The following is an 18,480-nucleotide window of genomic DNA, read 5'->3' as shown; positions in this document are numbered from 1 at the left end:
CATGAAACCGCGAATGATCTCTCGACGGCGGATGCTCCAGGGCGCGCTGGCGGCGACGGCGACGATCCCGCTGCTGAACTCCGAGCTGGCCCGCGGGCAAGAGACCACGGCGCCCAAGCGCTTCGTGGTGTTCTACACGCCGAACGGCACCATGGAGTCGAAATGGATGCCCACGGGCACCGAGAACAACTTCACGCTGAGCCCGCTGCTCCAGCCGCTCTCGCCGTTCAAGTCGAAGATTATCCCGATGCGCGGCGTCAACATGAACGTCGTTGTCAACTCGAACATCGGCTCCGAGCACGCTCGGGGCATCGGGGGGCTGCTGACGGGGCGGGCGCTGCTCAAGGGCAACTTCAAGAGCTTCATGTCCACCAACGCCGGCTGGTCGTCGGGGATCTCGCTCGATCAGCACATCGCGAACAAGCTTCAGCCGAGCACGCTGTTCAAGACCCTGGAGCTCGGCGTCCAGGTCCGTGACGCGGAGGTGCGCGGTCGGCTCAGCTACGCCGGGCCGGACCAGCCGATCCCCCCCCGCGAGGACCCTTACGACACGTTCCAGCAGCTCTTCGGGGCCACGGTGCCCGACCCGGGCCAGGACCCGGGCGGCGCTACCGCGCTGGATCGGCTCCGCGCGCAGCGGCGGACCGTGTTCGATCTCCTCCGCGAGGACATCGCCGACGTGCGGCCTCGCATCGGCAAGGAAGATCGCATCAAGCTCGACTCGCACCTGCAGTCGATCCGGGACATCGAGGCGCGCCTGGCCGGCGGCGGCTCTTCGAACGGCGGCGGCGGCACCCCGACCACGGGCAGCTGCCAGGCCCCGGCGCTGGGCGACCGCATCGACCTCTCGAAGGACGACAACATGCCCGCCATCGGCAAGCTCCAGATGGACATGATGGCCGCGGCGCTCGCGTGCGACCTCACGCGGGTCGCCACGATCCAGTGGTCGTACGCCGAGAGCGAGCACCTTTACCCGTTCCTCGGTCTCACGCAGAATCACCATGCCATCTCCCACGAGTGGAACGCGGCGGGTGACGAGAAGTACATGAAGATCCACACGTGGTTCGCGGAGCAGCTCGCCTACCTGCTCGGGAAGCTCGACTCGTACGCGGAAGGGGATCGCACGCTCCTCGACAACACCGTCGTCCTGTGGGTCACCGAGATCGGCGAGTCGAGGCAGCACGCGCTCACGAACATCCCGTTCTTGCTCGCCGGCAGCGGGGGCGGGGTCTTCAAGACCGGCCGCTTCGTGGACTATCTGGCGAACGGCGGCTCTGCCCGCCAGCACAACGATCTTCTCGTCACGATCGCGAACGCGATGGGGACCGACGACAAGACGTTCGGCGACCCGAATTACAGCACCGGCGCGCTTCCGTCGCTCACCTGAGTCCCGCCCACCAGAAGTCCGGCCATCAATGGATGGATGGCCGGACTTCTAGCCTTCGTCCTGCGCGCGGGAGAGCGCGGGCGCGGGGAGCGTCAGGCGGCGTTCATTGCCCGGCCGTCACGGCGCGGAACCGGGTGGTGGGCGGCTCCGTTGCTGTCTCAGCAGCAGGTGGTGATCGGGTGCTGAGGCGCGCGCAGGATCCGTGTCGTCACGGGCCGCCGAGCGCGCCCGGGCAGGCGCCCGAGAAGGCCTGGAGCGCGCCGGTGAGATCGGGGAAGACGACCACCTCGCGCGCAGGCTCGCCGGGGTCGTAGCGCAGCCAGAGCAGCGGCCACGCGTAGGCGCGCACCGCCTGCGCCACGATCCGGCCGCCCGCGGCGAACGCGCCGAGCGTGGCCACCGCGCTCTCGATCGTGCCGGCAAAATGGTGCCCATGAAAATCCGGCTCGACCGCCCGGTCGCCGCCGCCTCGGTAGGCGGTGCGCACCGCCCGGGGGCGGAGGTCGAGGCAGCGCAGCGGCTCGGGGGGATCCGCGGCGCCCAGCGCGCGCTTCAGGGCGCTGTCGAACGAGAACAGCGCCGGCACGAAGGACATCTCGCGCGGCGCGTAGAGCTCGCGCACCTCGATCGGGCGGTCCTGCACGTGGCGGATGCGCGCCCGCCGCAGATGGCCGTCGCCCATGCAGGACGCGCAGACGACGGGGCTCGCGCTGGCGCCGGCGCACGCGGCGCAGGGCCGGAGGCCGAGATGCTCGACCAGGCGCCGGTGGGCACGCGCCTCGAAGGCCTCGGGGAGCGGCGGCTCTCCCGGCGCGATCTGCAGCGCGTCCTCCACGCTGAGGTCGACGACCTCGGTCCAGCCTTCACGGCGCACGATCGACGCGAGCACCACCAGCGCTGCCACGCGGCGCTCCTCGGCCGGCGCGCCGGGCGGCAGCGCGAGCCCCTCGGCGCGGGCACGCTCGAGGGTTGGCAGGTACCGGGCCACGGGGTCGGACGGATCCACGCTGGCAAGGCTAGTACGTCGTCGCCCAAGGACGAATTTGCGGCGGCGAACCGTCGTGAACGGTAGGGATTTCCGACGCGCGGAGCTAGCCGAGCCCGGCCCGGCGGACACGAGCTCCCCGAAGCCCGGGTCCCGCGCGACGCGCGATGTGCGACGCGCGGCGCATGGCCCGCGCAGGTCTTGCATTTTTGCCGGTATATGTTGCGTTTCTGGGCTTTGTCTTGCGTGATTGCAAGACTCATCCTGGCCCCCATGAACAACGCACCGCTTGTCCCGAACTCCTCGTCTCGCCTCCACGTGGTGCTCGGCGCCGGCCAGATCGGCCCGCGTGTCGCCGCTCTCTTGCTGGCGCAGGGCCATCGTGTGCGCCTGGTGCAGCGCACCCGCCGCGCTCCGGAGCGGCCGGGGCTCACGTCGGTGTGCGGCGACATCACCGATCTCGCCTTTGCCGAGGAGGCCACGCGCGGAGCCAGCGTGGTCTACGATTGCATGAACCCGCCCTACCACCTCTGGGCCACGCAGCTCCTGCCCATCGCGCGCGGCGCGGTGCATGGCGCGAGCAAGGCGGGCGCGAAGCTCGTGGCCCTCGACTGCCTGTACATGTACGGCGTGCCCGACGGGGCCATGCGGGAGGACTCGCCGCGCCGCCCTTGCAGCAAGAAGGGCGCGCTGCGCGTCGAGCTCGAGGAGATGCGCCTCGCGGCCCAGCGCCGCGGCGACGCGCGCGTGGCCATCGGGCGCGCCAGCGACTTCTTCGGCGCCGACGTGCCGCTGTCTGCCTGGGGCGACCGTTTCTACGCGCGCGCGCTCGCCGGAAAAGCCGTGGAGTGCATGGGTGATCCCGAGATGCCTCACTCGTATACCTACGTGGAGGACGTGGCGCGGGGCCTCGTGACGCTGGGCGAGCGGGAGGACGCCATGGGCCATGTCTGGCACCTGCCGACGGCGCCTGCCGAGAGCACGCGGGCGCTCGCGCAGCGCCTCGGGCGCGCCCTTGGCGTCGAGGTCGAGGTGGCGCGGCTCCAGCGCATCCTGCTGCGCGCGGTGGGCCTGTTCTCGCCCTTCATGCGGGAGGCGGCCGAGATGGCGTACCAGTGGGACGTGCCCTATGTCATCGACGATACGCGCTTCCGCGAGACCTTCGGCTGGTCGGCGACCCCCGTCGAGCGGCAGGTCGCCGACATCGCCGCCTGGGCCCGCGACAGGTACAAGATCGCCGCCCCGCGCGGAGCGGCGGTGATCCCCGCGGCGCGGGCCTGATCGGGCCACGAGCGCGCTGCCGCGATCTCCGCGGCGCGCAGGCTGGCAGATCGCACGGGAGCGGATCAAATCACCCAGGCCGCTGTGCGCGAGAAGGACTTGACTCGTCCGGTTGAAGGCACCGAGATCTCGCTCTTTCTGGAGGGCGTCATGCGTCTCGGTTCCTTGTCTCCGGTGATGGGCCTGCTGGTCGTGGGGCTCGGCGTCGCCTCCTGCGCTTTCGGCTCCGAAGCGCCCCCTCAGGGCTCATCGGAGGGCGGCGGCGCTTCCGGGGTCGGCGCGTCGGTCGGCTCGTCGTCCGGTGGCGGCGGGGCGCCCGGCGCGTCGGTCGGCTCGTCGTCCGGTGGCGGCGGGGCGCCCGGCGCGTCGGTCGGCTCGTCGTCCGGCGGCGGCGGGGCGCCCGTCACCTCGAGCGTTTCGGCGGGCGGGGCGCCCGGCACCTCCGGCGCATCTGTCGGCTCGTCGTCCGGCGGCGGCGGGGCGCCTGGCGAGGGTGGGGGACCGGAGCTGCCGCCGGCGGTCGGCCCCCTGGTCAACGGGATCCAGTGGGCCGACACCTCGGGCAAACCCATCCAGGCGCACGGGGGAGGGGTGATCCGGGTGGGCGACCATTACTACTGGTTCGGGGAGAACCGGAACCCGGACGGGACGTTCTATGCCGTCTCCTGCTACCGCTCGACCGATCTGCGGCGCTGGGAGTTCAGGAACCATGTCTTGACGATGGACTCGGACAAGGACCTCGATCCGGCCAACATCGAGCGCCCGAAGGTGGTCTACAACGCGTCCACGAATAGATTCGTGATGTGGATGCACTGGGAGAACGGGGTGAACTACGGCGAGGCCCGCGCCGCGGTCGCGAGCTCGAGCACCGTGGACGGCGACTACACGTATCACGGCAGCTTCCGGCCGCTCGCCGGCAGCGGGGTGACCGATCACGGCAAGCCCGGGTACATGTCTCGCGACTGCGGGCTCTTCGTCGACGACGACGCCAAGGGCTATTTCATCTCCGCCACGAACGAGAACTACGATCTCAACCTCTACGAGCTGGCCCCCGACTACCTGTCCATCGCCCGCCTCTCCGCCACGCTCTTCCCCGGCGGGCACCGGGAGGCGCCGGCGCTGTTCAAGCGGAACGGGACCTATTTCCTGCTGACCTCAGGCGCCACGGGCTGGTCGCCCAACCAGGCGAAATACGCGACGTCCCGCGCTCTCGACAGGGGCTGGTCGGCGATGACCAACGTCGGTGACGGCACGACCTACCACTCCCAGTCGACCTACGTGCTGCCGGTCCAGGGCAGCGCCGGGACGGCCTACCTGTACATGGGAGACCGGTGGGCAGGGGCCTGGAGCGGACCGGTCAACAACTCGACGTACGTCTGGCAGCCGATCTCCTTCCCGTCGGACACCACCATGAGCATGCGCTGGAACAACACGCTGACCATCGACACGTCGGCGGGCGCCGTCGCCGGAGCGACGAACAATTTCAAGCTCGTCAACAAGAAGAGCGGCAAGGTGATGGATGTCGCCGGCGCGTCGGGCGAGGACGGGGCGGACGTCGTCCAGAACGCGGACAGGGGAGGAGACAGCCAGAAGTGGAGCTTCAACTACAATGGATCAGGCTACTTCCGGTTGACCAACGTCAAGAGCGGCAAGGTGCTCGATGTCCCTGACGAGTCGACGAGCGACGGGGTCGCGCTGGTGCAATGGGAGAACCACGACGGCGACAACCAGGCGTGGCTGTTCATCGATCTGGGCGGCGGTGATTTCCAGATCAGGAACAAGAAGAGCGGCAAGCTGATCGGGGTCTACCAGGGCTCCACAGCGGACGCCGCCGCGATCGAGCAGCGGGCGGGCGGCAGCGGCGAGGAGCAGCGATGGCAGATCGTCGTCGCCGAGTGATGGGTGAGTGATGGGTGGATGACGGGCGGGGCGCCCGCGAGGGCAGGGCCGCTGCGAGGCCGGCGCCGCTGAGCGCGGCGGCCCGGCCTGATCGAGGTCGACCGGGCCGGAAGGGAGGCTCGCGGCGCCGCTACGACCGCGCGCGCCGCCGCCGCCCGAGCACGAGGCCCGCGACCGCCGCCGCGAGCGCGGCGGCGCTGCCCGCGGAGCCCGCCGGGCCAGAGGTGCTGCACCCGGCCGCGGCCGGCGCGAAGCCGCCGTCCGTGTCCGCGTCGGCCGAAGCCGGCAGCGCGTCGGGCTCGTGCAGGTCCCGAGCCCACATCGGCTCATCGAGCACCTCGTCCACGGCGAACGAGGTAGACAGCACCTCTCGCTCGCCGCCCAGGCCCTCTTCCGGCGCGAACTCCGCGCTCCCCGGCGCGGCGAGCTGCGCGACGGCGCCCTGCGGGCTCGAGACCTGGAAGATCGTGTTGCCGATGGTCACATACCAGCTCCCGTCGAGCCAGCGACCGTGCCCGAGAGACGAGCCGATGGTCTCGGGCGCGCCCCCCGCCCGGCCCAGATAGCGCTTGCCGCCGTTCAGGAAGAGGACCTCGCCGGTGTCGCTGATGCCGTCGTGGCCGACCCGGAGCTTCACCTGATCGAACTGGCTCGACGTCGTGAAATCGCTGATCTGATGCTGCTCGCCGTCGGGGGTCCGCAGCCAGACCTGGTTGACGGCGCCGTCGCTCCTCAGGAAGGCGGCGTGGCCCGCGTGAACCAGCAGCCCGGCCGAGGTGCCGGTGATCGAGTCGCCCAGGAACACCTCCTCTCCCTCCGCCGTGTACAGGTAGCTCGAGCTCGTCATGCCGTCCCACCACCGGCCGGCGACATTCGTCCCGTCGGTGATCGGCCGCTGCAGGTTGCCCTCGTGATCGCCGAGGCGCACCCCGCTCGGCCCGACGATGGCGGAATCCTCGTAGGTGCCGAAATAGACGCCGCCGGAAGGCGTGATGTCGGCCTGGAACGGCGACCTGCTCCCGTCGATGCGCCAGAGGGTCCTGCTCGTCCCCGCCGACAGCGAGGTCGCGACGGCCCAGTCGTCGCTGTACGTCGTCCACACGATGTTGTCGCCGTTCACCGCGTCGAGGCGCGCCGCGCTCGTGATGGTGCGCCGGGCGCCGTTGACCCAGGCGAGGATGTGGCCCGTCGTCGACTGGTGCACGGACCCGGACGGCGTGAGCGCCCCGTAGACCTCGCTGAACGGCAGACCTCCTTGCGGGATGGTCGCGACCCACGTCACCTGCTGCGTGGCGCGGTCGAAGATCCCGAGGCGCTGGTACAGGTCCCGGAAGAGGATCCGCGTGGCGTCGAAATCGAGGATCGTGCCGGGCGCGCGCTGGACGGCGGTGAGCCTCGGGCTCCTGTCGACGTAGATGGGGCCGATGGTCCTCGTGACGGTGGGGCCCACGCCGTCGCTGGCCTCGAGCGTGAGCGTATACGCTCTGCCCGACGGGAGCTGGTAGCCGTACCAGGCCTGCTCTTCCTTGAGGTAGAGGTACCCCGGTACGGGCTGCGGGTTGCCCGGCAAAAGGGTGACCTGTCCTTCGGCGCTGTGGAACGTCGCCCGGAGGCTCTTGCACGTGTACGGCGGCGTCGGGACGCACTTCGCGGCGAAGCGCCAGCCGTCGGTGAGGGTGTCGTGCGTGACCGCGTTCCATCCGAGCGTCGGCGGCGCGTACCGGTGCACGGTGCCCTGCGCGCTCGCCACCTCGCCAAGCGTGCTGTACGCGTGGACCGTCACGACGTGGGGCCCATAGGCGAGCTCGCCCACCAGCTCGCCGAGGTCGAACGCTCCCTGGAAATGACCCCCTTCCGTCGGCGTGAGCTCGATGGTGAGCCCTTCGAACTCCGCCTCGACATAGTAGATGTCCTCGGGGGACGACGCCGTTGCGTGCACCGGGATCGTGCTGCTCTCGATGATCGCATTGGTCGGCTCGATGAGCCCGACGGTGACGGCGGCATCGGCGGCGTGGGCCGAAAGGGACAGGGCAAAGGCAATGGCTGTGCCAAGTTGCTGGCGATAAGCTCTCATGGATCCTCCGTATTTTGAACGCTTCGGTGCAGTTGCGGCTCCAATCATTCACTCACCGGGTAGCCGCCCTGCGAGCGGGCGTGAAGCGGAGCGACGCGCTGGCGCCCGGGCCGAGCGCTCCGCTGGCGCAATGAGCCGGCTGCTCGGGATAACAGCGCGACGAGCGCGCTGCTCGTCGGCTTCTTGCTTTACCGCGTCGGGCTGCAAAGGCGACAGGAACGCGCCGCTTTTGCTGTGTCCGCCAGCGCGCCCGTGTGTGCCGGTCTACGGCCGACCGAACGCGCGTAGCCGGAGGGAGTTGGTGAGCACCGACACGCTCGACAGCGACATCGCCGCGCTCGCGAGGACGGGCGACAGGAGCCATCCGGTGAACGGGTAGAGCAGGCCCGCCGCGATCGGGATGCCGATCACGTTGTAGATGAACGCCCAGAACAGGTTCTGCCGGATCGTCCGCAGGGTGGCGCGGGCGAGCCCGAGCGCCACGGGCAGGCCCGCGATCCCGCCGCGCATCAGCGCCACGTCCGCGGACGCGACGGCGATGTCCGTGCCGGTGCCCACGGCGATCCCCACGTCCGCGCCGGCGAGCGCGGGCGCGTCGTTGATGCCGTCGCCGACCATGGCCACCCTGCGGCCGGCGGCCCGCTGCTCGCGGACGATCCTCGCCTTGTCCTCGGGCCTCACCTCCGCGAACACGGCGCGGATGCCGAGCTCGTCGGCGACGGCGCGCGCGGCGCCCGCCCGATCGCCGGTCACCATCGCCACCTCGACGCCGAGCTCGGCCATGGCCGCGACGGCGCGGCGCGCCTCCTCGGTGGGCCGATCGGCGACCGCCACGAGGCCCGCGAGCCGCCCGTCGACGGCCACGAACGACGGCGTGCGGCCCAGCGCGGCCAGGCGATCGGCCTCGGCCTCCAGCGCGGCCGGGTCGACGCCCGCCCGCTGGAGCCACGCCGTGGTCCCGATGCGGACGAGGCGCCCCGAGACGCGCGCCTCGATGCCATGGCCGATCTCCGCGCGGAACGCCGAGGCCGGCGCCATGCCGACCCCGCGGCCGCGGGCGCCCTCGACGATCGCCCGCGCGACCGGGTGCTCGCTCTCGCGCTCGGCGGCCGCCACGAGGCCGAGGAGCGCCGCCTCGCCGTCGCCCGCGAGGTCCACGACGTCCGTGAGCTCGGGCCGACCCGAGGTCAGGGTCCCGGTCTTGTCGAGCAGCACCGTGTCGACGCGGCTCGCCGCCTCGAGCGCCGCGCCGCCCTTGACGAGGACGCCGAGCTCCGCGCCGCGCCCTGTCCCGACGGCCACGGCGGCCGGCGTGGCCAGCCCGAGCGCGCACGGGCAGGCGATCACGAGCACGGCGACGAACCGCTCGACCGCCGTGGCGAGCCCCGCGGCGGTCGGGTCGATCGCGATCCACGCGGCAAAGGCGAGCGACGCGACGCCGAGGACGACGGGCACGAAGACGCCGCTCACCACGTCGGCGAGGCGCGCGATCGGCGCGCGGGACCCCTGCGCCTGCTCGACGGCCTCGACGATGCGCGCGAGCGCCGTGTCCGCGCCGGTCTTCGTGACGCGGAAGACGAGGGCGCCGCTCTGGTTGAGCGTCCCGCCGAGCACGGCCGAGCCCGCCGTCTTGTCGACGGGCATGCTCTCGCCGGTGAGCATCGCCTCGTCGACCGCGGACGCGCCGTCGACCACCTCGCCGTCGGTCGCGATGCGCTCGCCGGGCCGCACCCGCACGAGGTCGCCCGGGGCGAGCGACGAGGCGGGCACCTCGTCCTCGGCGTCGCCGCGGACGCGCCGCGCGGTCTTCGGCTGGAGCGCCACGAGCCCGCGCACCGCGTCGGCGAGCCGCTTCCGCGCGCGCGTCTCGAGGAGCTTGCCGAGCAGCACGAAGGTGACGATCGCGGCCGCGGCCTCGAAGTAGACGGGCGGCGCGTGGCCGTGCTCGGCGTGCGGGAAGAGGCCGGGGGCCGCGACCGCGGCGGTCGAGTAGAGCCAGGCGGCGCCGGTCCCGAGGCTCACGAGGGTGTTCATGTCCGCGGCGCGGTGCCGGAGCGCGCTCCAGGCGAGGCGAAAGAACCGGCGCCCCGGCCCGAAGACCACGATCGTCGCGAGCGCGAGCGAGAGCCAGCGCGCGGAGGCGCCTTCGAGCGCCGGGATCGCGCCGTGGGACATGGCCACGGCGAGCAGCGGCGCGGTGAGCAGCGCGGCGATCGCGACGTCGCGCCGGAGCGTCCGCTGCTCCTTCTGTTCGGCCGCGTCCATGGCGGCGGCGCGCTCGGCCGCGCTCGGCTGCGGGCGCTGCGGTGGGGCGTCCGCCCTCGCCGCCGGGCGCTCGGGCGCCGTGGAGTCCGCGCGGGCGCCGGTGCTCGGCGGGCTTGCGGGGACGCCGTCGGCCTGCAGGGCTGCAGGAAGGCCGGTGATCGGCGCGGCTTCAGGGACGCTGGCCGCCGGGGGCACCTCGGGCACCTCGTACCCCGCCTCCACGATGGCGCTGGCGAGCGCGGCCGGCGTTGTCGCCTGCGCGTCGTAGGTGATCGTCGCGCGCCGGGTCACCAGGTTCACGGCCGCATCCTGGACGCCGGGCGCCGCGCGCAGCGCCTTCTCGACGCGGCGCACGCACGCCGCGCAGGTCATGCCCTGCACCGGAAGCTCCGTCCGGGCGCCCTGCGCGGCGGGCGCGGCCTTCGCGCTGGTCGGCTGCACGGGCTGGGGAATCGTCGCCATGGCTTCTCCTTACACGAGCTCGCGGCTCGTCTCCTGTCGCCTGTGCAGACGCGCCGTCGCTCCGGTGATTACGGTCTACCCCGGCAGGCCCGGGTGAGCTCCGGCGTCGGCCGGTTCGGAGCGGCGCCCGCGGCGCCGGCGCCCCCCGAGCAGACGCGAGCCGCGGGGGGTGGTACGTCCGCGGGCGCGCCATGGAGCAGATCCTTCCGATTCTCGGGGTGAGCGTGGTCGTGTTCGTGTCCACGAACATCGATGACATCCTCCTTCTCTCGGCCTTCTTCGCGGATCCAGGCTTTACCCCCGCTCAGGTGGTGGCCGGCCAGTTCCTCGGCAACGCGGCGCTCGTGATCGCGAGCGTCGCGTGTGCGCTGCTCGCGGTCCGCGTGCCGGACGGATGGATCGGCCTGCTCGGCCTGGCTCCCCTGGCGCTCGGCCTGAGAGGCCTCTGGGCGCTCTGGCGGGGCTCCAGGGCCAGGGAAGCAGGCGTGGCGAGCGGAGCGGACGAAGCAGACGCAGCGGAGAGCGCGCGCGAGCCCCATGGCAGCGCGTCACGCTTCAAGGTGATCGCCGTGGCGAGCGTGACCGTCGCGAACGGCGGGGACAACCTCGGCGTTTATATCCCGCTGTTCTCCAGCTCCCCTGCGCACATCCCGCTTCATGCGGCCGTGTTCGCGGTCATGACCGGCGCCTGGTGCGCGCTCGGGCATCGCCTTGTCAACCACCCGATCCTGGGCACGCGCATCCGGCGTTCCGGCCGTGCGGCGCTGCCGTTCGTCTTGATCGGCCTCGGGCTGTGGATCCTGTCCGACGCCCTCGTGCTTGTCCGTGCGGGGTAGCGCCCCAGGGGCGCCGTGAGCTCACCTTGGTGAGAGGCGCCAGTTCCACCCACGCGGAGTCCGGCCGGGGATCCAGAGAGAGAATTCAACGCAAAGGCACAAAGGTGCAAAGGCGCAAGAACGAACAAACTTTGTGCAGGTTTGCGCCTTTGCGCTCTTGGCGTCTTTGCGTCAAATCTCTCTTGGTTCGCGAGACAGATCCCTGGCAGGACTGCTCCACGGGGCCGAACCGTTGCGCCGGCTCATGGGCCCGCGGCGGCGCGCGCGAGCCGCGTCACCAGCGGCCACGCACCACGACGCCGCCTCCGGCCTGGCCCGCCGTCAGCTCCCAGCTCACCTCAGGCGCCGGCTGGCGGCGCGGGGATGGCTCCAGCAGGAAGAGCAGCGCCGACGCGCCGGCGAGCGCCACGCCGGCGCCGAAGCCGACCGTGCTCACCAGCCCAAGCTGCTTCGCGCGGTTGCCAGCGTCGAGCCCGTCGGGCTTGCATCGCGCCCGGTCGGGGCTCACGTCCCTGCAGTTGTCGGCCGCGACGCCGCTCGCGTCGAGCGCCATCCACCCGGTCACCGATCCGACGATCAGCCCGGCCACGCCGAGCCCGCCCGTCACATAGGTGACCACCCGCAGGCCGCTGGGCCCCTGAGCCGGCACCGGCGCTGGCGCCGGCGCCGGCGGTTTGGCGGGCGGCGGCTTGGCGCCCGCCGGGGGCTTCACCTCGAGCACGATCGCCTTCGACTCCGACCGGTCGATCGTGAATCGCGTCTCGGTCGCGGGCCCTCCCGGCGCCTGCGTCGTCACGACGTGCTCTCCGGGATCGACGGGGAGCGCGACGCCGAGCGAGGGTTGCTCCAGCGTCATGCCGTCGCACTGCACGCGCGTCCCCGCCGGCGCGCCCGGAGGCAGCGACAGCGTGAGCTGCGGCACGAGCGGCGCGAGCGCGCTGCGCTGCCCGAGCGCGATCTTGCGTCGCGCCGACTGCTTGTCCCGCTCGGCCTCACTCATGCGATCGACCATCGCGAGATAGTCGTTGTAGCGAGCGACCGCGGTCGCGATACGCCCCCATTTGGCCTCGCACTCGGCGAGCGTGAATAGCCGCCCCGGGCGCGGATCGAGACGCTGGCTTTCGGCGAGGGCAGGGCAGCCGGTCTCGTACCGGCCAGCCAGCATGTCGGCGCGCCCGCGGTCGAAGTGGGACTCCGCGACGGCGAGCGCCTGCGCGCTGGCCGGCGCGGCGACGGCGACGCCCAGCACGCCAAGGCAGGTGGACCGGAACCAGGAGAAGCGCATGCGTGAGCCGCCAAATACCATCGTTCCCGCTCGCTCCTGGCAAAGGAGTGTCCGCCCTGCCATCGTGCTCAGTCCGGCTTGTACAGCAGCTCAGGGCTCGGCTCCGCGGCCGACCGGGCTGGCGCGAGCCTGCGCCGTGAGCCGAGCGCTGGCGGCGGCGGCGCGCTCGCTGCCCCCGTCGCGGGGGCGAGCGCGCGGCTGCCCTTGCCCAGCGGCACGGAGGCCTCGGGAGCGGGCGTCGCGACGTCCGGCGCCGTGGCTGTCGCCGAGGCGTCGGGGAGAGGCGGCGTCGGATGGACTTCAGGGGGCGCGGAGGCGGGCGAGCGCGCGTCCCCCGCGGTCTGCGCGGGCTCCGCGCTCCTGCCGGCGGTGAGCGCGCCGCGGCTCAGTGAGGCGAAGGCGAAGGCGCCGCCGCCGAGGAGGACGAGCGCCGCGACGGTGATCGCGGCTCGGCTCCGTTGCTTCGTGGGGGGCAGCGCGGTCACCACGGCCGCGGTCGGGAGCTGGACGTCGCTCTGCAGCGACAAGGAGCGGGAGCTCAGGGGTGCATGTCCACTCGGCGTCTCCGCGGGGAGCAGGCGCGATGATCGCACCGGCGCGGCGGGCAGGTCGAAGACCTCGGCGAGCGCCTCGATCGCGGCCGAAGCGGTGGCGAAGCGCGCCTCGGGGGCGCGGGCCGTCACCTTGGCGAACCACGCGTCGAAGGCCGGAGGCAGCTTCACCCCCTCGGCGTCCGCGCGCGTGGACGCGAGCTCCTGCGGGCCGTTCACGGCGAGGGTCGCGAAAGCGAGCGCACTGTCGTACTTCCGCCTGTCGTTCAACCAGTACGCCTTGCCGACGAGGAGCGTGTACGCGATCATGCCGAGGGCGAAGATGTCGGCAGCCCGCGAGACCGACTCGCCGCTGAATTGCTCGGGCGCCATGTAGAGCGGCGTGCCGAGGACCGCGGTCGCCGCCGAGTCCGCCGCCGTCTCGACGACGAGCTTGGCAATGCCGAAGTCGAGCACCTTGATCCGGGGCGCCCCGTCGTCGGTCTCGGCCAGGAAGAGGTTGGCAGGCTTGAGGTCGCGGTGGACGACCCCGGCGGCGTGTGTCTTGTCGAGGGCGATGGCGGTCTGGCGCAGGAAGGTGACGGCCTCTTCCGGCGGCAGGCGCCCGGCGTGGCGGAGGCGCTCGTCGAGCAGCGTGCCGCGGAGCAGCTCCATCACGAGGAACGGCTTGCCGGTCTCGGCGTCGATCCCGGCGTCGAACACCTCCACGATGTGGTCGCTCTCGATGCGCGCGGCGACGCGCGCCTCCAGCTTGAACCGGGCCTGGAAATCGGGGTTGCCGGCGAGGTGCGAGTGCATCACTTTGAGCGCCCGCCGGCGCTCCGTCTCGATGTGCAGAACCTCGTAGACCGCGCCCATCGCGCCGCTGGCGATTCCGCGCACCACGCGGTACCTGCCAGCAAACAGCATCCCGTCGTCCAGACTCAGCGACATGGGTTCCACCAGCAGGCGAACTTATACACCAGCGTACGCGACGCCTGCACTCAGGAACTGACGGATCGAAGCGTATTTTTCAGTGTTCCAGTAAAGATCTAGGGCACGCTCCGTCGGTCTGCGCCATCGCGCGGCGGAATGGCCGGTGGTCGCTCGCTGACTGATCGGTTACAGCCGAATGACTCGATGGGGGCATCATTCCATTTCGGCGGCCACCCTGATATCCTCCGCGACCAAAACATCTCGAAATTTCACATGAAAATGAAGACGATGCTGGCTTTCGTTCGGTGCGCCGGCGGATGTGCCATGGCGCTGCTCGGGCTCGGATGCGCGCAGCTCTTCGGCTTCGACAAGATCTACGAGCCCGAGGACCAGAGCTCCGGAGGCGGTGGCGCAGCGGGCTCAGCGGCCGGGAGTGGCGGCGGTGCGGGGGATCCATGCGAGATCCTCGCGGTGCTGCCCGGGGAGACCCTCGCCCTGTCGATGATCGACGACATGGAAGACGGAGATACCCGGATCTCCGGAGGGAACGGGGCGAACCCTTGGGCAGGGTTCTGGTTCGAGGACAACGACGAGTCACCGGAAGGAAGGCAGGATCCTGCGAACCCCGCGGACCTCGTGAGCACCCTCGACCCTCCGCGCGGCGCCAGCGCCAGGGCCGTGCACACGAGCGCCGATGACGGCTTCATCCTCTGGGGAGCCGGCGTCGGCTTCCATCTGGACGACGAGGCCTACTACGACGCGTCCGAGTACCGTGGCCTCACGTTCTGGGCCCGCGCCGAGGAGGCCTCCACCAGGAAAATGAAGGTGATGTTCATCGATCAGCAGACCTATCACCTGGGGGGCATCTGCAACGAGGCCGAGGACGGATGCAACAATCACTTTCACAAGCCCGTCTTTCTGGAGAGCGACTGGAAGCACTTCAAGATCCCGGTGGAGTGCCTCAAGCAGGAGCCCTACGGTAAACAGCTGCTGGCGCCCGCCCTGGAGCGGCTCTGGGCCATCGAGTTCTTCTTCGACAAGGAGCAGGCGTTCGACATCTGGATCGACGATGTCGCCTTCTACCGATAGGCGCAGATCTCCTTCGATCGAGGGGAGCGCGCGCTGTCCGCGATCGGCGGGCGGAATCGCCGCGCGCTCCACGCGATCCCGCTTCAGTCCGTGACGAGCGGTCCCACGCCGTTGGCGAACTGCCACCCCTTGCTCTCGTCGACGTGGATCTCCCAGTCGAACACGCCGCGGAGCGCCGGGTGGTTGCTCTCGACTTGATTCCACGTGGGGATCGCCTCGTCGATCGACATGTAGTATTGCCGGTCCGCGAGCCCGAACCCCACGACGACGTGCGTCGGACCGAGCAGCGAGACCCACTCGTTCACGCTGTTCACGATGTAAGACTGCTCGGCGAGGTCGGGGCCATCGTAGTACTGCGGGGCCGCGTAGTCCATGGCGCCGGCGTCCACCATCTCCTTGCAAAACGTCTTGTCGCGGCTGTTCCAGGGGGCCGGAGGCGCGGTGATGACGAAGCCGGGGATGCGCCGCTTCAGCTCCTGGCTGATCCAGATCATCTCGGAGGTGTCGGGGGCCTGATCGGCCTCGAAGGTGTTCCAGTCGAGGCCGTCGAACCCACCCAGGCTGTCGTAGATCCCGATCACGCTATTGACGAACTTCTCCGACTTCGCGCGCGTCGGGAAGCTCATACCATTTTTTTCGCCGCCGACGGTGAGGATGATCCTGCGATCCTGGGTCGTCCGTGCGTACTCGATGTCGTCCTTCAGGTTCGTCGCTGCTCCCTTGCCATCACCCGGCGGCTCCCAGTAGACGGCGCCCGTGGTGCCGGGCGATCCTCCGAAGGGCTTCGCGGCAAAGAGATAGATCACGTTGTAGTTGCTGTTGATGTCCCGGATGCGGACGGGCGCGTCCGTCCAGTTGGGGTAGTAGCCAGCGACGACCTTTGCGGGGAGCCCACGGGCCGTGCGGGGCCTGCCGTCGTCGCCGGGGCTGCCGCCGCAGGAGTACGGCTCCCAGAAGTACGTGCTGACGGTCGGGATGTAGCCGGGATTGTCGTACTTGGCGATGTAGGCCGACCCCTCGTAATTCACGATGTCCCCCGCGACATACGGCTGATCCTTTTGCCATTGCGGATAGCTGCACGAGCCCTCGGTGGGCTCGGAGCTGGAGCCCTCGGTGGGCTCGGAGCTGGAGCCCTCGGTGGGCTCGGAGCTGGAGCCCTCGGTGGGCTCGGAGCTGGAGCCCTCGGTGGGCTCGGAGCTGTCGCTGCAGCCGGAGTACGGCTCCCAGAAGTACGTGCTGACGGTCGGGATGTAGCCGGGATTGTCGTACTTGGCGATGTAGGCCGACCCCTCGTAATTCACGATGTCCCCCGCGGCATACGGCTGATCCTTCTGCCACTCCGGAAAGTCTGCGCACGCGGCGGATTCGTTCTGATCCACCTCGAGCTCCTCCGGCGAGCTGGAAGCAAGGCATCCGAGCCCGCTCGCGGTGAAGGCGACGAGGAGAAGTGAAAGCTTGGGAGCAATCTTGGAAAGATGGAGAGACATGGTGGCCTTTCTTCGACGAGAGATGAACGATCGCCGATGGTGGTCTCGCCGAACGCAGCATTGCCATGCTGCGATCCGGCGCCGCTGGGCCGTGACGCGCCGCTGGGCTCGACCTCGATCACCACCCGTTGATGGGGACATCGTGGTACCGAGCGCGGCCGGGTCGTCGTGGCCCGATGCAACTGCGCTGCTGCTTCAGGGAAGAGCAAGCGATGTACCAGTCGTGATCATGGCCCCGACGATGGGCGCGCGGCGTCGGGGCAGCCCGTCGCTGACCTCTTCCTGGAGCCGAAGCGCGGCGATCGCGCCCGGCGAGCCGGGGGCGCGCGTGGGCGATCGGGGAGATCGCACCGCGATCGCCTCGATCGCGAGCGTGGGAACTCCTGGATCGCCCCCGGCGATCCGGCGCTCTCGGGCGCCTGGAGCTAGCCCGCGGCCTGTCGCGCGCCTCTCGTCCCGCGCGCCGGCGCCGCGGGCGTCAGGTGGAGCGCCGGGCGCGCAGGATCTGGAAGTACCGCCGCGCGATGCCCGACGCGGCCGCCGCGTTGCTGACGTTGCCCCCGTGCTGCGCGAGGACGCGCTGCACATAGCGCCGCTCGAAGTGATCGACGATCCGCTCCCGCGCGCGCGGCAGGGGCAGGTTCAGCGCGAGGATCTCCTCGACGATGTCGCCGGATGTCCCGGGCTCTGCGCCGCCGCGCGTGGAGGGCGGCGCCGGCGCGCCCGGGGAGGCCAGTCCGGCCCGGGTGATCTCGATCGGCGCGGCGTCTCCGAGCGCCACGCGCCGCGCCACGGCGTTGTAGAGCTCGCGCACGTTGCCCGGCCAGTCGTAGTCTTCCAGCCGCTCGCCGAACCCCTGCGGGAAGAGCGCGCCCCGGCCCGCGAGCTGCCGAAAGAAGTGGTGCGCGAGCACCGTGACGTCGCCCCGCCGCTTGCGCAGCGGCGGCAGCTCGATCCGGGCCACCGCGAGCCGGAAGAACAGATCGTCCCGGAACCGACCCGCCTGGATCTCCCGCTCGAGATCGCGCCGCGTCGCCGCGAGCACCCGGATGTCCACGCGGATCCAGCGGTTCGAGCCGACGCGCTGCACCTCCGACCGCTGGATCGCGCGCAGCAGCTTGGCCTGCAGGCTGAGGTCGAGATCGCCGATCTCGTCGAGCAGCAGGGTGCCGCCGTGCGCCTCCTCGAAGACGCCGCGGCGTGCCTCGTTCGCGCCGGTGAAGGCGCCGCGCTCGTGCCCGAAGAGCGCCGACTCCACGAGCGTCGGCGGCACCGCGGTGCAGTCGAAGACCACGAACGGCCCGGCCGCCCGCGGCCCCTGCTCGTGGAGCGCCTCCGCGAGCACCTCCTTGCCGGTCCCCGTCTCGCCCTCGATGACGACGGGGACGCTCGAGGCCGCGATGCGCTCGCACAGCGGATAGAGCCGCCGCATCTCCTCGCTGGCGCCGAGGAGCCTGCCGAACTGCACGGCGGGCGACAGCTCGGCCGCCTGCATGACGCCGAGCGCCTCGACGCGGAGCACGGTCTCGCCGATCCGGACGAGCTCGCTGCCCTGGAGGTACGCGTCGCCGACGCGGATCCCCTGGACGAAGGTGCCGTTCGTCGATCCGAGGTCGGTGACGCGGAGCCGGGCGCCCGCGAGCTCGAAGGCGGCGTGGCGGCGCGAAACGAGCCGATCGGTGAGGGAGATGTCGCAGGCGGGGCTCGTGCCGGCGAGGACGCGCGAGGGCAGGCCCGGCGCCACCGTGAACCGTCGGCCCTCGTCCGGGCCCGCCATGACGGAGAGGGCGAAGCTCTCGGCCGCGGCCGCGGCGGGGCGCACCGGCCCGGGCAGGAGTTCGGTGGAGGCGGCATCGTCGTCGCTCAGCGGAGGCATGCTGCCATCTCAGCAGGCCTCCGCGCCGACGTCACGCGAGGCCCATCGCACCCCAAGGATCGCCGGGATCCGAAGGATCGCCGGGATC

12 protein-coding genes are annotated in these 18,480 nt (G+C 71.1%); 5 read left to right on the top strand and 7 right to left on the bottom strand.

Features of this window, described 5'->3' with window-relative positions; genetic code table 11:
* Window position 1: 1 nt before the first annotated feature.
* Window positions 2-1,387: a DUF1552 domain-containing protein gene (locus WME95_RS22610; protein ID WP_437910517.1), complete on the top strand. Its 1,386-nt coding sequence runs from the start codon at window positions 2-4 to the stop codon at window positions 1,385-1,387.
* A gap of 208 nt (window positions 1,388-1,595) precedes the next feature.
* On the opposite strand, the gene WME95_RS22605 is transcribed toward WME95_RS22610, so the two are convergent.
* On the bottom strand, window positions 1,596-2,393 hold the full coding sequence (locus WME95_RS22605; RefSeq protein ID WP_437910516.1) for a hypothetical protein: 798 nt from the start codon (window positions 2,391-2,393) through the stop codon (window positions 1,596-1,598).
* 252 nt (window positions 2,394-2,645) lie between these two features.
* On the opposite strand from WME95_RS22605, the gene WME95_RS22600 reads away from it, so the two are divergent.
* Both WME95_RS22600 and WME95_RS22595 read left to right on the top strand, forming a co-directional pair.
* Window positions 2,646-3,653, top strand: a complete 1,008-nt coding sequence (locus WME95_RS22600; protein ID WP_437910515.1) for an NAD-dependent epimerase/dehydratase family protein — start codon at window positions 2,646-2,648, stop codon at window positions 3,651-3,653.
* 150 nt (window positions 3,654-3,803) lie between these two features.
* A complete protein-coding gene (locus WME95_RS22595; protein ID WP_437910514.1) occupies window positions 3,804-5,552 on the top strand; it encodes an RICIN domain-containing protein in 1,749 nt (582 codons plus the stop codon).
* A gap of 130 nt (window positions 5,553-5,682) precedes the next feature.
* Here the strand turns inward: WME95_RS22595 and WME95_RS22590 are convergent, their stop codons facing one another.
* Window positions 5,683-7,626 carry an MYXO-CTERM sorting domain-containing protein gene (locus WME95_RS22590; RefSeq protein WP_437910513.1) on the bottom strand — a complete coding sequence of 648 codons (1,944 nt, stop codon included), beginning with the start codon at window positions 7,624-7,626 and terminating at the stop codon, window positions 5,683-5,685.
* Between the two features lie 264 nt (window positions 7,627-7,890).
* Window positions 7,891-10,353 carry a heavy metal translocating P-type ATPase gene (locus WME95_RS22585; RefSeq protein WP_437910512.1) on the bottom strand — a complete coding sequence of 821 codons (2,463 nt, stop codon included), beginning with the start codon at window positions 10,351-10,353 and terminating at the stop codon, window positions 7,891-7,893.
* Between the two features lie 191 nt (window positions 10,354-10,544).
* Here WME95_RS22585 and WME95_RS22580 point away from each other — a divergent pair, with 191 nt between their 5' ends.
* Window positions 10,545-11,189, top strand: a complete 645-nt coding sequence (locus tag WME95_RS22580) for a cadmium resistance transporter (RefSeq protein WP_437910511.1) — start codon at window positions 10,545-10,547, stop codon at window positions 11,187-11,189.
* A gap of 274 nt (window positions 11,190-11,463) precedes the next feature.
* Here WME95_RS22580 and WME95_RS22575 read toward each other — a convergent pair whose 3' ends face one another.
* Window positions 11,464-12,474: a hypothetical protein gene (locus tag WME95_RS22575; protein WP_437910510.1), complete on the bottom strand. Its 1,011-nt coding sequence runs from the start codon at window positions 12,472-12,474 to the stop codon at window positions 11,464-11,466.
* A gap of 68 nt (window positions 12,475-12,542) precedes the next feature.
* Window positions 12,543-13,958 (bottom strand): protein kinase domain-containing protein, encoded by a 1,416-nt coding sequence (locus WME95_RS22570; RefSeq protein WP_437910509.1) that lies wholly within the window; start codon window positions 13,956-13,958, stop codon window positions 12,543-12,545.
* Window positions 13,959-14,228: 270 nt separating this feature from the next.
* Between WME95_RS22570 and WME95_RS22565 the strand changes: the two genes are divergently transcribed.
* Window positions 14,229-15,029, top strand: coding sequence for a hypothetical protein (locus tag WME95_RS22565; RefSeq protein WP_437910508.1), 801 nt, complete (start codon window positions 14,229-14,231; stop codon window positions 15,027-15,029).
* An 83-nt stretch (window positions 15,030-15,112) separates the two neighbouring features.
* Here WME95_RS22565 and WME95_RS22560 read toward each other — a convergent pair whose 3' ends face one another.
* Window positions 15,113-16,516: a glycosyl hydrolase family 18 protein gene (locus WME95_RS22560; RefSeq protein WP_437910507.1), complete on the bottom strand. Its 1,404-nt coding sequence runs from the start codon at window positions 16,514-16,516 to the stop codon at window positions 15,113-15,115.
* 478 nt (window positions 16,517-16,994) lie between these two features.
* Window positions 16,995-18,392, bottom strand: a complete 1,398-nt coding sequence (locus WME95_RS22555; protein ID WP_437554624.1) for a sigma 54-interacting transcriptional regulator — start codon at window positions 18,390-18,392, stop codon at window positions 16,995-16,997.
* Window positions 18,393-18,480: the final 88 nt, after the last annotated feature.

The organism is Sorangium sp. So ce327 (assembly GCF_051530205.1).
Taxonomy (GTDB): Bacteria; Myxococcota_A; Polyangia; order Polyangiales; family Polyangiaceae; genus Sorangium; species Sorangium cellulosum_B.
This window is presented reverse-complemented; position numbering and strand designations above follow the sequence as displayed.